The following is a 14,973-nucleotide window of genomic DNA, read 5'->3' on the forward strand; positions in this document are numbered from 1 at the left end:
TTCGATCACTTCGTGTATAGATTACATGGAGGTCCACGTGCGTTCTCGTCGATGAAAATGAGCCTTCATTCTCTCACGTGATCTCCTAAACTTCGGTCAGCACTTCAAGGTCGGAGGAACAATTGAAGCGATTCGTTGGAGGTGACGACCGGAAGCAGGTGACGTTGTTGCCCGAATGCCTGGACGATTTCGTTGCCGAGGACAACCCGGTCAGGATCGTCGAGGCCTTTGTCGAAGAACTGGCGCTAGAAGCGCTCGGTTTCGTTGGCGTTACGCCATCATCAACGGGCCGCCCCTCCTACCATCCGGCAGTGCTGCTAAAGATATACATCTACGGCTACTTGAACCGGATTCAATCGAGCCGCCGCCTGGAACGCGAATGCCAACGCAATATTGAGCTCATGTGGCTTACGGGCCGCTTGGCGCCAGACTTCAAGACCATAGCGGACTTTCGGCGAAACAACGGCACAGGCATTCGCAATGTTTGTAGCAGGTTTGTCGTTTTGTGCCGCGATCTCAAGTTGTTCTCTCAAGCGCTGGTCGCCATCGATGGAAGCAAGTTCAAGGCATCCAATACGCGTGACCGCAACTTTACGACTGGCAAGATCGAGAAGCGGCAGCAGCAAATTGAGGAAAGTATCCAACGCTATCTGAGTGCACTGGAAACGGCTGATCGGACCCAACCTCCCGAGGTGGAAGCAAAGACAACTCGGCTGCGAGAGAAAATTGCTCAATTACAAGGGCAAATGCGCCACCTCGAGCAGGTCAAAGAAGAGTTGAAGACGCTGCCTGATGGGCAGATCTCGCTGACTGATCCCGATGCTCGCTCCATGGCGACAAGCGGTCGTGGCTCCGGGATGGTGGGCTACAACGTGCAGGTAGCCGTAGATTCCAAACACCATCTCATCGTTGCTCACGAGGTCACAAATGCCGGCAGTGATCGGGCACAGCTCAGCCCGATGGCACAAGCTGCTCGTGACGCCATGGGCAAAACCAGATTGAAGGCTGTCGCTGATCGAGGGTATTACAATGGTCCACAGATAAAGGCCTGCGAGGATGCTGGTATCGCAGCCATTCTGCCCAGGACCACGACGTCAAGCGCAAAGGCTCACGGTCGCTTTGATCGTGCAGACTTTATCTACATCGCCCGAGATGACGAATACCTGTGCCCGGCCGGGCAACGTGCGATCTACCGATTTACCGGTCTGGAACATGGCATGTATCTGCGCCGCTATTGGAGTAGTGCATGCATTGGTTGCGCAATGAAGCCGCAATGTACGCCAAGCGACTACCGGCGGATTACGCGCTGGGAACACGAGTCAGTACTGGAAGCTGCGCAGCGAAGGCTGGACCGAATGCCGGATGCGATGACGGTGCGAAGGCGGACTGTCGAGCACGTGTTCGGGACGTTCAAACACTGGATGGGCTACACGCACTTCCTGACTCGCTGGTTTGCCAATGTGAGCACCGAAATGAGCCTGCATGTGCTGGCGTACAACCTCAAGCGCGTAATAGCGATACTTGGGTTCACGAAAACCATGAAGGCCATGAGGCTGGTGGGTGCGTGAAGCACCCAAAATTCGCCGTATAAGCTGTACGCGGTCCGCAACTAGGCATTGAAATTACGCCAGCATTTGTGGCCTATCGAATTGCTGCGACGATGCAGCACGGAATCTATGCCCCGGCAACTCTGCGTTTCGCGTTTCCACACAGCCTCGACCCGAAGCGGCTGTTCGCGTTTGTGCGGCGAGTGGCCGCTTTCGCGTCGATACCAGTCAATTGCGAGCGACATATTCGACTGGCGTTCTCCGGCAACCTCGCTTTTCCTTTGTCCCCTTTATTTGCGATCCACTCCCGACATGTCTGTGCGCGGGGGCTGATATAGCTGCCTTTCTGTACACGTCAATTTTTTCCATTCGTGGACCTGGATTAAAATCGCCTCCGGCTGACAGACCGACGGACCGCTGCTGCAGGTTAGCAATTGGATCCGGCCCACGACGGCTGTTGCGCCAAGCCGGCGACAGCAAGAGGGTGTGGTCCGCGGCAATTTGCCGTACCGCTCGCCAGCAAGACTGCGCTTTGGCCACTACGATTGTCAGCGGCGCATGGCGCGGAAAGTACCGTGTTGCTGGCCGCAGATCGTGTGGAGCAGCGGAGGTTGGAGCCCCTCATCAACGTCATTCGATTTTCGTCGAATCAGAGATCGGCGCATCGCACCGTGGTATGCGTACCCCACCCTTGCGCTGAACGTGACTGCGGGTGTACGGCTTCACAACGGTCTGTGGAAATCCGGCAACATCCGAAACCCGCCAGAAAGGATATGCAGTGAGTTCAATCCCAGACGTGAAATACGCCCCGGCTGCCGCGAACCCGCAGACTCTTCGCCGTCTTTCAGCGGTCATCGTCGCGACGTCGCTCGTCACCGGTCTCGAAATATTCGATTTCACCGTGTACGGTTTTTTCGCGGCGATGATTGGAGACCAGTTCTTTCCAGCGGCGAATCCGATGACCTCGTTGCTGCTGGCAGTCGGTACATTCGGCGTCGGCTTTTTCGTGCGCCCGCTTGGCGCGGCGATGATTGGTGCATATGCGGACCGTGTCGGACGCCGCGCGGCGATGACAGCAACCTGCTGGCTGATGGCTCTCGGTACGGCAGCCATCGGCCTTTGCCCCCCGTTTGCGACGATAGGCCTGGCTGCGCCGCTCATTGTCATCGTGGCCCGATTGCTGCAAGGCTTCGCCGTGGGTGGCGAGATAGGCGCTGCCGCGAGCCTCGCAATGGAAGCGGCGCCGATATCGCATCGCGGCTGGCTGGTCAGCTGGCAACTGGCTAGCCAGGGAGCGGCTGCGTTACTGGGAGCTTGCCTGGGCCTGCTTCTCACTAGCGTGATGTCCCCGGCATATCTTGCCTCGTGGGGCTGGCGTATTCCCTTCCTGATTGGTCTTTTGATCGCGCCGGCCGGTGTCTATGTCCGCCGCCAGCTTCGGGAGACGTCGATCCCCACGGCAACCCGCACGAGTGTCAGGACGCCACTGGCCGAGTTGTGCCGCGAGCACGGCGCAACGCTCATCGCGGCGACGCTGATGATGTCATGGCGAACGGTGTCGTTCTACATCATCGTCTCTTATATGCCGAGTTACGTGACGCGCGTGATGCATATGCCCGCCATTATCGGGTTTCGGTCATCCGCATTGTCTGCGCTGCTGTTGGTCGTCGTGTCGCCGTTGTCGGGCCTCCTTGCAGACCGGCTGCCTCGCCGCAAACCCCTGGTGCTGCTGACATCGGGCGCAACGGCGCTGCTCGTCTATCCGCTCTTTCTGATCATTACCCATGCCCATGGTGCGCTTCCTGTTCTGTGTAGCGTTGGGCTCATCAGCGCGCTGCTGGCACTCGGTAACGGGTTCAACACTTTGCTCGTGCTCGAGGCGCTTCCGGCGCGGGTGCGCGCCAGTGGCGTCGCGACTTCGTATGCACTGGGCGTGGCGCTGTTCGGCGGCACCGCCCAGTTCATTGTTACGGCATTGATCGAATGGACCGGAGATCCGATCTCAGCGGCCTGGTATGTGGCGCTGGCCTGCCTCGTGAGTTTCTGTGCGCTCATCCTGTTTAGGGAACAGCGTGCCCAAACCTGAACCAGCGCGTCACCCGCTGATTCCAGGCCCGAGGTGGCGCGGGAGGCTGCCAGTGCCTAAGCGCTCTTCCCGGAAAACGCGCGGAAGTCCTGCAGCGCCATGTCGTAAGACCGCCGGAACGCTCGCGTGAAATCGGACGAGCTTTTGAACCCGAGTCCGTAGGCAATCTCCGTCACTGTCAGATGAGGGTAGCGGGCAAGTTCAGCCGCACGCTCCGTTCTCACGGGGGCGGCGGCGCAGTGATGCGTCGCTGCTACCCGACCAGTCTACGGCCGCCATGTTGCGCCCGGCCCATGGCGATAGAGGGCACGCCATGGGCCGGCCGGGGAGCCATCGGGCTCAGTTGCTGTTGCGCAAGCCTTCGGGCAGGCGGATGCCGGTCTCGATGACCGTTAACCCCGGCACGGAGCCGGGCACGAGATTGCTGGCCGTATTGACAAGGCCGGCCGCGGTGAGGGATTTGCCGTCGGCGCCGCTCTTGCCGTTCCCCGCATCGCTCTTGGCGGAATCGTCGCCTCCAGGGAAGATGCCGGCAGTAACGACGCTACCCGCCCCAGCCGACGCCAGGCCCGGCGCCGTTCCGGACACTGGCGAGGCGCTCGGCACGAGCGTCTGCACCCAGGCGAGCGCGCCCGCGTATCCCGAATTGCTGTCTTGACGGGGGGCATTCGACGAAGTGGGCGTGCTCGTCGGCGTGGGCGTGCTCACCGGCGTGGGCGTGCTGGTGACGGGCGCCGCGCTCGCGTAGATGAAGTGGTTGCCCGAGGAGATCGTCGAGGGCGCGTTGGTGGTGAACGTCGCACCGAATACGTCCGCGTCGCCGGAGGTCAAGCCGCCGGCGGCGTTGCTCCCGGGGCTCGCCGTATAGACGAGCCAGCGGCCGTTCGGCGTCGACAGCGCAGCGGCACCGGCGTTGTTGACGAAGTTCGTGCCGGCCAGCACGAGCGCGTCGCCGCTCGCCGTCGAGGTCAGGCCGGCGTTGAGCGTCACCGTGTTGCCCGCCACGAGGTTCAGATTGCCGGCCACCGTCACCGCGCTGTTGACGGTGATGTCGTTGGTCGCCTGCAGCGTGACGGAGGAACCGTTGCCGTCGGCGACGGCGAGCTGCGCCGGGCTGACGGTTACGTCAGCCGCGCTGTTACTCGCGAGCGTGCCGAGATTCGACGGGTCCGCTACGAGCCAGACCGCACCTTGGCTGTTGTTGTAGCTGGGCGAGGCGACGACGTAGTTGCCGTTGGCCAGCGTCGTGATGCCGTTGCTGCCGACGGAGTCGTTGGTATTGCTGCCGACGAGGGAGTTGGCGCTGGAGACGGTGCCGCTGACGCCGCTCGTGCCGCTGCCCCAGGTCACGGCCCCCATGTTGCCGTTCCAGCGGGCGCTGTCGACCACATAGTTGCCGTTGGCCAGCGTCGTGACGCCGTAGTTGCCGACGAAGTCGTTGGCATTGCTGCCGACGAGGGAGTTGGCGCCGGAGACGGTGCCGCTGACGCCGCTCGTGCCGCTGCCCCAGGTCACGGCCCCCCTGTTGCCGTTCCAGCGGGCGCTGTCGACCACATAGTTGCCGTGGGCCAGCGCCGTGATACCGTAGGCGCCGATGTAGTCGCCGGCGGTGCTGCCCACGAGGGAGTTGCTGCTGGAGACCACGCCGCTGACGCCGCTCGTGCCGCTGCCCCAGGTCACGGCCCCCATGTTGCCGTTCCAGCTGGCGCTGTCGACCACATAGTTGCCGTTGGCCAGCGTCGTGACGCCGCGGTTGCCGACGTCGTCGTTGGCATTGCTGCCGACGAGGGAGTTGGCGCTGGAGACCACGCCGCTGACGCTGCTCGTGCCGCTGCCCCAGGTCACGGCTCCGATGTTGCCGTTCCAGTTGGCGCTGTCGACCACATAGTTGCCGTTGGCCAGCGACGTGATACCGCGGTTGCCGACGGAGTCGTTGGCGGTGCTGCCGACGAGGGAGTTGGCGCTGGAGACGGTGCCGCTGACGCCGCTCGTGCCGCTGCCCCAGGTCACGGCCCCCCTGTTGCCGTTCCAGCGGGCGCTGTCGACCACATAGTTGCCGTTGGCCAGCGTCGTGATGCCGTAGTTGCCGACGGAGTCGCCGGCGGTGCTGCCGACGAGGGAGTTGGCGCTGGAGACGGTGCCGCTGACGCCGCTCGTGCCGCTGCCCCAGGTCACGGCGCCCCTGTTGCCGTTCCAGTTGCTGCTGTCGACCACATAGTTGCCGTTGGCCAGCGTCGTGATACCGCGGTTGCCGACGGAGTCGTTGGCGGTGCTGCCGACGAGGGAGTTGGCGCTGGAGACGGTGCCGCTGACGCCGCTCGTGCCGCTGCCCCAGGTCACGGCGCCCCTGTTGCCGTTCCAGCGGGCGCTGTCGACCACATAGTTGCCGTTGGCCAGCGTCGTGACGCCGTTGCTGCCGACCTGGTCGTAGGCATTGCTGCCGACGAGGGAGTTGGCGCTGGAGACGGTGCCGCTGACGCCGCTCGTGCCGCTGCCCCAGGTCACGGCGCCCCTGTTGCTGTTCCAGTTGCTGCTGTCGACCAGATAGTTGCCGTTGGCCAGCGTCGTGATGCCGCGGTTGCCGACGAAGTCGTTGGCATTGCTGCCGACGAGGGAGTTGGCGCTGGAGACGGTGCCGCTGACGCCGCTCGTGCCGCTGCCCCAGGTCACGGCCCCCGTGTAGCCGTTCCAGAGGGCGCTGTCGACCACATAGTTGCCGTTGGCCAGCGTCGTGATGCCGTTGCTGCCGACGGAGTCGCCGGCGGTGATGCCCACGAGGGAGTTGGTGCTGGAAACCACGCCGCTGACGCCGCTCGTGCCGCTGCCCCAGGTCACGGCCCCCATGTTGCCGTTCCAGCGGGCGCTGTCGACCACATAGTTGCCGTGGGCCAGCGCCGTGATACCGTAGGCGCCGATGTAGTCGCCGGCGGTGCTGCCCACGAGGGAGTTGGCGCTGGAGACGGTGCCGCTGACGCCGCTCGTGCCGCTGCCCCAGGTCACGGCCCCCATGTTGCCGTTCCAGCTGGCGCTGCCGACTACATAGTTGCCGTTGGCCAGCGTCGTGATGCCGTTGCTGCCGACGGCGTCGTTGGCATTGCTGCCCGTAAGCGTCGAAATCAGCGCACCGGTGCGGCCGTTGTAGAGATAGACGGCACCTGCGCCCGAAGCGCCGAAGTTGTCCTGCGGCGAGCTGACGACGATGTTGCCGTTCGAGAGTTCGGTCACGCCGCCGCTGCCGTGCTGGTTGCCCGCTGCCGCCGACGGGTCGGCGAGATCGAGGTAGAACATCGACGAGGTCGGGGACGCGTCGATCACGAGGTTGGCCGGGTCGTAGAGGATCTGGCTGCCGTCGCCGACGCTCACCGTGCCGCCCAGATTCAGCGTGCCCTTCGACGATACCTCGACGAAGCTGTTCTTGCCCGCGCTCGTGTTCCCGAAGTAGTTCGTGGTCCCATCCGACCACACCGTGACGTGCGCGCCGTCGCCGCCCGTGATCGTGGTCGCGCCGTTCACGGCGACGGTCTGCGCGTTGGCGATGTCGGTATCCTGACCGTGCGCACCGCCGCCGACGCGGATACTGCCGTTCTCGCCGGTGGCCAGGGCGGCGCCTGCGAGCGTGATCGTCTGGCCGGCCACCGTCAGGTCGTTCGCGCCCTTGAGGGTGCCCGAGATGAAGCTGTGCTCGCCGCCGTCCATGCGCACGCTGTTCGCGCTCACGCTGGCACCGTCGGTCTGGATCAGCGCGAAGCTCGCCGCGAGATTCGCGGTATCGGCGCTGACGGTGCCCGTTTGCAGCACGCTGCGGGCGCTCACGTTGACCTCGCTGCCGTTCAGCGAGCCGCTGTTCTGCGCGATGCCCGCGCTCGTGTCGCCGAGCAGCTTGATCGTGCCGCCCTGGTTGGCGACACTCGCTGCCTCGATCACGCCGCTATTGTTGACGACGGCTGATATGAGGCTGTTGGCGGCTTTGGCCGTGAGCACCACCGTGCCGCCATCGGCCTGGATGAGCTGCTTGTTCTCGGCGAGGGCGTTGAGCGTGCCCTGGTTGACCTGCACGCCGATCAGGCCGTCGCCGGCAAAGTCGAGCGTGATGTCGCTGCCGGCGGCGAGCGCCACCGTGCCGAGCTTGGCGGTAATCGTCCCCTGGTTGCTGACCTGCCCGCCGAGCAGCGCCACGTAGTTGGCGTTGATCGCGCCTTGGTTGACGACGCTGCCGGCCGTGCCCGCGAAGTGGAAGTTGCGATTGAGGAAGTCGGTGTCGCTGATGTTCTGCGTCGAGGCCACGAGCCCGCCGACGTTGACCTGCGCGCCCTTGCCGAACAGAATCCCGTTCGGATTGACGAGGAACACCTGGCCGTTCGCGTTGAGCTTGCCGTAAATGGCCGATGGATCGGAGCCGAGCACGCGGTTCAGCGCAATGGCGGAACGGTTCGGCTGAACGTAGTTGACCGTCTCCGTGGCGCCGATGTTGAACGAATTCCAGTTAACGGAAAGGTTCTGAGTGCCCTGGTTCACGGTCATCGTGCTGCCGGACTGGCTGATCGTGCCGGAGCCCGAGCTCACTTGCCCGCCCGTGGGCAGCGCATGCGCGTTGAGTGCATTCAGGGCGATGACGGCGGACGCCACCACGACGGCGGCAGCCTTGAGCTTGCCGCCTTTACGGTGAGCCCTGGCCGTTTCGGGCGCCACGACCCAGGCGTTGGCGGCCTGATTCCAGATGAGGCTGTAGGCGTGATTCATTGAGTTCCCCCAGGATTCTTAGAAATATTTGACGGCCTGCAACCAGGCACGCGGGCTGCGGTCGCTGTCCGACGTCGGCTGCGGGCCCGTGCGCCAGGCAACACTGGCGCGGATCAGCAGGTTGTGGGGCAGGCTGTAAACAAGCCCGATGCCGGCGCCGGAGAGCCGGCGCTTGTTGTTGGTGTCCAAGGCGATCGGCTGGTGGTTCAGATACCCTTGCGCGGCGTCGAAGAAGGCGCTCGCCTGCCATCTCGCGCTGAACGCGTACCGCAGCTCGACGGTGCCTAGCCAAGCGTCGTCGCTCGGCGCCTCCCCATCCGGATAGGCGCGCACGGCCGCCGCGCCGCCGAGCACCATCTTCTCGGAGCTATCGAGATTGCCCAGCGCGTGTTGAGCCCGCAGTGCGGCATAGAGCGAGAACTTGCCGGGCAGGCTTTGCACGCGGGCTAGCGCGAAGTTGAACTTGTGGTAGCTGCCCGAGGTGTCGTGGCCGGCGGCGTCGAGCGCGCGCGTTAGCGCGTCGGGCGCCAGGTCGCCGGCCGAGAACGCTGCGCTCCAGCTGGTGAAGCCGCCGCCTAGGACGTGATCGAGACGATCGCCCGAGAGGCCCAACGTCAGCACATTGGCGACCTTGTGCGATGACGTGGCGGTGGCGCCGATGTCGTCGGTCAGCGCCTTGTGGTCGAAGTCGAGCTGGGCGTTGAGGTTGAAGAGGCGGCTTCTGATGAGCGGATGAAGCAGGTAGAGGCTGCTGACGTAAGCCGTGCCGTGGGCATCGAGCGAGCTGAAGTCGCGGCCGAGCCGGTAATGCATGGCGGAGAAGGCGGCACCCAGTTGCGTGCCGACCGAGTTGATCGGCAACTGATAGGCGGCGCGGCCGTAGTCGAGGCCGCTCGAGATGACAGCGTCGACGCCGAGGAAATCGCCGATGTGCAGCGGGTCCGCGAGCACGGCGCTGCCGTTTAGGCGCGGCTGGCCCGTGAAACGGTTGCCGTAGTTGTCGACGCCGATGCTGCCGCTCAGGGGCGACGTGGCGGCCACGCGCACGTCTAGGTCGGTCGTGCCGACCGAGGCGCCGGGGCTCAGCGTCGAGGTGACGCGCACGCCTGGCACGTCGCTGAGCAGCAGCAGGCTGCGTTCGAGATCGGGGCCGCTCAGCGCCTCGCCTTCCTTGATCGCCGAAAGACGCGCGGCGACGCGCGCCTGGGAGAGCCGCGACGTATCCTCGATGGTGAGCTTGCCGACGCGGCCTTCGAGCACGGCGATTTCGACCTCGCCGTCCTTGATTTCCTGGGCCGGCAGATAGGCGCGTGCGAGCAGATGGCCGTGATCGCGGTAGTAGCGCGTGATGCGCTGGGCCAGCTCGTCGAGCTGCGCGAGCGTCAGGTCCTCGCCGATCGCGTCGCTGACGAGCGGCAGCAGTGTGCTTTCTGGATACGCCTTAATGCCGGTGATGTGGATGTGCTTGACGGTGATCTTCGTCAGCGTGTCCAGCTTGAGGGCCGGGCGCGGCGGCGCCTCAGGCAGCGCCTCGGTGGACCGGAGCGGCTGCTCGGGCGCGGGCCCGACGTTGTTGAGCAGCGTCCCGGCGTTGGGGGGCGAGGCGGCCCAAGCGGAGCCGGCGACCAAGGCAAATGTGGGCAGTGACAGGGCTGCTCGCAGACGAGCCCTGCGGAGATGTTTCGCAAAAGGTGCTGACACGCTTGATCCTTCGCTGGTGGCGTTTAATTGTTGCGATTTGTAAGTAAATTGGGGCGTAGCGTAAGGGGCTTTGGCCAGCGGCGTTACCCATGCGTCTCAAGTGTGGTAGGCCTTTACTGACGCAAACGTTTGTTCTCTGCCTTCGTGCCGAAATCCGGGACAATGTTATTGCATGGTGTTGCGCAATGTTTCTGAATGGTCTAGCGTGCCGGGTTCATCATCAGGAACTGCGGGTCAGCGCTTGCCCATGTCTCATCGTCCGATATGGCGCGGCAGCGCCTCGATGCTCACTAACGGAATCGTTCATAGTCATTTCGATGTCCAACGTGAGCCGGTCCTTCGACAACTGCTGGCCTGGCGCGAGCGCGTCGGCCACGTCGTCGACATCGTGCCCTCGCGCGAGCAGATCGGGCGGCCGTTTCGCGGGGCGATCGATCGGTACGATGTCGGTGACATCGTCTTCACGGATTGCTACACGGACGAACTGCTGCTCGAGCGCACGATCGCCCGTATTTCGCGAGATAGCGTTCGCAGCTTCGTTTTCCAGGTGTTCCTCTCGGGCGGTGTCGAGCCGCTTGCTGTCCATTCGGCTACGCGACGCGGCGCGTTCTGCGGGGGAATTCTGGCGCTCGATATGGATCAGCCGATTCGGATGCTGCGGCATGCGGGCTGTGTCGTGGCACTCTTCGCGCCCGTCGCGCTGTTACAGGAGGTCTTTGCCGATCCGGCCGCGATCCACGGGCGCGTGCTCGGGCGAGAACAGCCGATGGTGCAGTTCATCATCGATCACATCTCGGCACTTGCCGAGAAGATGCGCCATATGACGGTGGACCAAGCGCGGCGCAGCCTCGTTGATGTTGTGCTGCTGCTTGCCTCGGCCTTCGGGCGGGAGGCGGGTCTCGCCGGCGATGCGCGTGCGGCGGCGCGCGCCGCGATGTTCGACCGGGTGCGCCGCTACGTGCGGGCCAATCTCGTGAACCCGGAACTGTCACCGGAGCACGTGCTGGATGCGCTCGGACTGGCTCGCGCGACCCTGTATCGGCTGTTTCAGCACGAGGGTGGGCTCGGCGCCTATATCCGCCATCTGCGCCTGCGGCAGGCGGCGGACGAACTGGTTCGCTATCCAGATCTTCGCGTGAAGGACATCGCCTACGGGCTCGGTTTCAAGAGCGGGCCGGATTTCACCCGGGCATTTCGCCGCGCGTATGGCATGGCGCCGCAAGATGTTCGGGCGATGGATATTCGCGCCACGCCTGATTGGGACTCGGGCGTATAGGCCCGAGCGGTGTCTGGATGCCCGCGCGCGCTTGCTGGGTTGTCGTAACTTTTGTGCAAAAAATGGCGGCTTTGAGGGGAAATCGATTTCGATTCAAAGACTTGCGAAACCGCCTGATTCGCGAAAGCCTCGAAGTCGCAGAGCCTTACTGATGGGGCTCCGCGAACAGCCATTGCCAGATTTTGCACGCTTCGCACGATTACCCCACGCTGGACTGGCTTGAATTGAGCGACGTGCCGGCACAGTGCTCCGACTGAGTGCGCAGGGCCGGCTTTTCGCCAGTGAGAGCAGATTGTCATCACCCGCCGTCTTCTGCCTGCTCGGGACCGGACATTCATGGGTTCCGGGTGAGCGGCTCAAACTGGCCGATTTCTGCCCCATGCAACACGTCGGCTCAAGTCGGCATGCGGCGCAGCTCCTATCGAATCCGTGCCAGGAGACTTTCGATTATGTAGCTGGTTTCGCGCTGACGTAGTGTCCTCGCCTCTCGTTGCTCCGGCGCGTCGCCTTCGCCCAATTCAAACTTCGCCACGGCCACCGGGCCGTCCTTCCGATAACCCTCGGTTTCACCAGTTTTCGTCAAGCGGGCCCATAGTATGTCCAGCGCATTTTTCACCACATCACAGTGCTTGCCTTCAAGCGCCTCGCGAAATGCCTCGGCTGCGGCGTTCGCACCGTCAGCAACGTGCTCCAAACAATAGACCAGGTCATGCGCATCCTTGCGCTCAAAACGTTGGTCGAACGCGAATGCATTCAGGCAAGTGAAGCTGACCAGATTGGCGTACCAGATTGGCGTGCTTGATCTTTTCGATCGCGATCCCCTCCCCGCCCAACAGCTCCGCCTCGATTTCGGCGACCTCATGCAGGTCAAACACCATGGACGAGTGCGGAATGTTGATGGCCGAGATGGTCCCTTCGGTCGGCAGGGGCTGTACCTTGCCGCCGGCGATCTCCGGCGCATCAGCCAGCAGTTCCAGCACCATCAGCGCTCCGTGCTCGGTGCGAGTTTGCCAGCGCCACGAGAGCTTCTGCTGCTTCTCATTCTCGGCGCGCTCGAATCCCATCACGATCTGCGGACGCGTTTTCCTTCCATCACGGTAGATGACGACCGGATTTTTATCGCTGATGGACCGATCTGGACCTCGGCCGGAATGACCGCGGGGATCGATCTCGCACTGGCACTGGTGGAAAATGATCTCGGCGCCGACGTCGCGCGAGCGGTTGCGCGCAACCTTGTTGTTTATCATCGACGCACAGGCGGACAGTCGCAGCACTCGGCGTTGCTCGAACTCGAACCAAAATCCGATCGCATTCAGGCCGTGCTGACCTACGCCAGGCAAAATCTCTCGGAGCCGCTTTCAATCGAGCGTTTGGCAGAGGTCGCGCGGCTGAGCCCAAGGCAGTTTACCCGCGCGTTTCGCCAGGAGACGGGCCAAACGCCAGCAAAGGCAGTGGAGCGACTGCGTCTTGAGGCAGCACGGCTCATGCTGGAAGAGAGCCGGCACACAATCGATCAAATTGCCGTTGCAAGCGGCTTCTCCGATCTTCGGAGAATGCGCGAGGCGTTTGTTCGCGTGTTTGGGCGGCCTCCCCAGTCTTTCCGGCGAAGTGCCCGTGCGCCTGCGTCTGATGCGACCGTCATAGGTTGAAGTCTGTGCTGAGGAAGAACAGCCAAGGCAAACGCAAATTCGCTCATTGCAGGTGCTTGTCACGCGGCGAGCGCCCACAGTTCCGGCTTGTCGAGCTCGGGGTAGCGTTTAAGCAGAGCTGTTCTGAAAGCCCCTGCGATTTTCAGGGCTTCTTTTTCGCCGCCAGCGGCCGCGCGGGTGCCTTGGCACAATACCTTCTTTCGTCTTTCCATCGCCCGCCACGATTTTCCATCGCTGCTCACTTTGCATGGACCGTCCGTGACGCGCCCAACAACGATGATCCCGTTCTCGGTACTCGACCTTTCCCCCGTGCCCGTCGGCAAAACCCCGGCCGACGCCTTTCGCCAGACGCTCGATCTCGCCCAGCATGTCGAGCGCTGGGGCTATCGTCGCTTTTGGCTGGCCGAGCATCACAACATGCCTGGCATTGCGAGCGCGGCGACCGCGGTCGTGATCGGCCACGTCGCGGGCGGCACGAAGACGATCCGCGTCGGCTCGGGCGGCATCATGCTGCCGAACCACGCGCCGCTCGTCGTCGCGGAGCAGTTCGGCACACTCGCCTCGCTCTATCCGGATCGTATCGATCTGGGCCTCGGCCGCGCCCCGGGCACGGACCAGACGACCGCTCACGCGCTGCGTCGCGATCTGCACGGCAGCGCCGAGCGGTTCCCCGACGACGTCGTCGAACTGCAGCGGTATTTTGCCGAGCCCGTCGCGGGGCAGCGCGTGCGCGCGGTACCCGGCGCCGGGCTCAACGTGCCGATTTGGTTGCTGGGGTCGTCGCTCTTTTCCGCTCAGCTCGCCGCGGCACTCGGCGTGCCGTTCGCGTTTGCGTCGCATTTCGCGCCCGACTATCTGCTTACCGCACTCGAGGTCTACCGCTCTCAGTTTCGTCCTTCGGCGGCGCTCGCCAAGCCCTACGCAATAGTCGGCGTGAACCTGTTCGCCGCCGATACCGACGCCGAGGCGGCACGGCTCTTCACCTCGTTGCAGCAGCAATTCGTCGCGCTGCGAAGGGGTACGCCCGGGCAGTTGCCGCCGCCCGTCGATCGGCTCGAAGCCTCGGAGCTCGAACTTGCCGGCGTCAAGCACTCGCTGTCCTGTGCGGCGATCGGGAGCCCCGATACCGTCCGCGCCAGACTCGAATCGATCATCGCGCAAACGCAGGCCGACGAGCTGATCCTCACCGCACAAATCTACGATCACGCCGCGCGGTTACACTCTTTCGAAATCGGCGCAGCGGTCCGCGACGCGATGGCCGCGGCTGCCGCTGATTGAATCGCTAGGGGAATCGAATGAACGAACCGCTCAGAATCGACTTCGTCTCCGACATCGCGTGCCCGTGGTGCGCGATCGGCCTGTCATCGCTTCGGCTCGCGCTCTCGCGTCTCGGCGACGCCGTCGATGCCGAGATCGTCATGCATCCGTTCGAGTTGAATCCTGATATGGGACCGGGCGGCGAAGCCATCGTCGATTATCTCGGCAAGAAATACGGACGCACGCCCCAACAGATAGCGGAGACGCAAGCGATGATCCGCGAGCGCGGCGCGAGCGTCGGCTTCAAGTTCGGCGAGCGCAATCGCGTCTACAACACGTTCGACGGGCATCGTCTCCTCTATTGGGCTGGCATCGAAGGCAAGCAATTGCCGTTGAAACAAGCCCTATTGCAGGCCTATCACGGCGACGGCAAGGACCCGAGCGACCACAATGTCCTCGTCGAAGCGGCGCAAGCCGTGGGGCTCGACGCGACGAAGGCGCGCGACGTACTCGAAGGCGGGGACTATGCCGATGAAGTCCGCGCCGAAGAGGAAGAGTTTCGAGCAATGGGTATTCAGTCGGTGCCGTCGATCATCTTCAATCGTCGCTATCTCTTGACGGGCGGGCAACCGGCGGACGCGTTCGAGCAAGCTATTCGACAGATACTGGCCGAGGGCTAGCGCGGGATGGATCGACATTTCGATCATTTTCTGAAGT

The 14,973-nt window shown here is 63.5% G+C and carries 11 protein-coding genes and 1 pseudogene; 6 read left to right on the forward strand and 6 right to left on the reverse strand.

What is annotated here, in order from left to right; translation table 11 throughout:
* The first annotated feature begins 122 nt into the window (after positions 1-122).
* Both B0G57_RS23490 and B0G57_RS23500 read left to right on the forward strand, forming a co-directional pair.
* Positions 123-1,568: an IS1182 family transposase gene (locus B0G57_RS23490; protein WP_018442240.1), complete on the forward strand. Its 1,446-nt coding sequence runs from the start codon at positions 123-125 to the stop codon at positions 1,566-1,568.
* Positions 1,569-2,259: 691 nt separating this feature from the next.
* Complete coding sequence (locus B0G57_RS23500) at positions 2,260-3,633, forward strand: MFS transporter (RefSeq protein WP_223258719.1); 1,374 nt, start codon at positions 2,260-2,262, stop codon at positions 3,631-3,633.
* 56 nt (positions 3,634-3,689) lie between these two features.
* Here the strand turns inward: B0G57_RS23500 and B0G57_RS23505 are convergent, their stop codons facing one another.
* From B0G57_RS23505 to B0G57_RS23515, 3 genes are all read right to left on the reverse strand, one after another.
* Positions 3,690-3,857 (reverse strand): helix-turn-helix domain-containing protein, encoded by a 168-nt coding sequence (locus B0G57_RS23505; RefSeq protein WP_083925711.1) that lies wholly within the window; start codon positions 3,855-3,857, stop codon positions 3,690-3,692.
* Between the two features lie 115 nt (positions 3,858-3,972).
* Positions 3,973-8,373, reverse strand: a complete 4,401-nt coding sequence (locus B0G57_RS23510; protein ID WP_104489600.1) for a two-partner secretion domain-containing protein — start codon at positions 8,371-8,373, stop codon at positions 3,973-3,975.
* A gap of 18 nt (positions 8,374-8,391) precedes the next feature.
* Positions 8,392-10,002 carry a ShlB/FhaC/HecB family hemolysin secretion/activation protein gene (locus tag B0G57_RS23515; RefSeq protein WP_018441968.1) on the reverse strand — a complete coding sequence of 537 codons (1,611 nt, stop codon included), beginning with the start codon at positions 10,000-10,002 and terminating at the stop codon, positions 8,392-8,394.
* A 319-nt stretch (positions 10,003-10,321) separates the two neighbouring features.
* Between B0G57_RS23515 and B0G57_RS23520 the strand changes: the two genes are divergently transcribed.
* Complete coding sequence (locus B0G57_RS23520; RefSeq protein ID WP_018441969.1) at positions 10,322-11,350, forward strand: AraC family transcriptional regulator; 1,029 nt, start codon at positions 10,322-10,324, stop codon at positions 11,348-11,350.
* Positions 11,351-11,768: 418 nt separating this feature from the next.
* On the opposite strand, the gene B0G57_RS31895 is transcribed toward B0G57_RS23520, so the two are convergent.
* Positions 11,769-12,044: a hypothetical protein gene (locus B0G57_RS31895; protein ID WP_026229906.1), complete on the reverse strand. Its 276-nt coding sequence runs from the start codon at positions 12,042-12,044 to the stop codon at positions 11,769-11,771.
* A gap of 31 nt (positions 12,045-12,075) precedes the next feature.
* Positions 12,076-12,333: a hypothetical protein gene (locus B0G57_RS31900; RefSeq protein ID WP_223258718.1), complete on the reverse strand. Its 258-nt coding sequence runs from the start codon at positions 12,331-12,333 to the stop codon at positions 12,076-12,078.
* An 87-nt stretch (positions 12,334-12,420) separates the two neighbouring features.
* Here B0G57_RS31900 and B0G57_RS23530 point away from each other — a divergent pair.
* Positions 12,421-12,999 (forward strand): annotated as a pseudogene (locus tag B0G57_RS23530) (GlxA family transcriptional regulator); the annotation flags it as partial.
* A gap of 59 nt (positions 13,000-13,058) precedes the next feature.
* Here the strand turns inward: B0G57_RS23530 and B0G57_RS31160 are convergent.
* Positions 13,059-13,211 (reverse strand): hypothetical protein, encoded by a 153-nt coding sequence (locus B0G57_RS31160; RefSeq protein ID WP_018441970.1) that lies wholly within the window; start codon positions 13,209-13,211, stop codon positions 13,059-13,061.
* A gap of 64 nt (positions 13,212-13,275) precedes the next feature.
* Between B0G57_RS31160 and B0G57_RS23535 the strand changes: the two genes are divergently transcribed.
* On the forward strand, positions 13,276-14,277 hold the full coding sequence (locus B0G57_RS23535) for an LLM class flavin-dependent oxidoreductase (protein WP_018441971.1): 1,002 nt from the start codon (positions 13,276-13,278) through the stop codon (positions 14,275-14,277).
* Positions 14,278-14,294: 17 nt separating this feature from the next.
* On the forward strand, positions 14,295-14,936 hold the full coding sequence (locus B0G57_RS23540) for a DsbA family oxidoreductase (protein ID WP_018441972.1): 642 nt from the start codon (positions 14,295-14,297) through the stop codon (positions 14,934-14,936).
* Positions 14,937-14,973 lie beyond the last annotated feature (37 nt).

It is taken from the genome of Trinickia symbiotica (assembly GCF_002934455.1).
GTDB lineage: Bacteria > Pseudomonadota > Gammaproteobacteria > Burkholderiales > Burkholderiaceae > Trinickia > Trinickia symbiotica.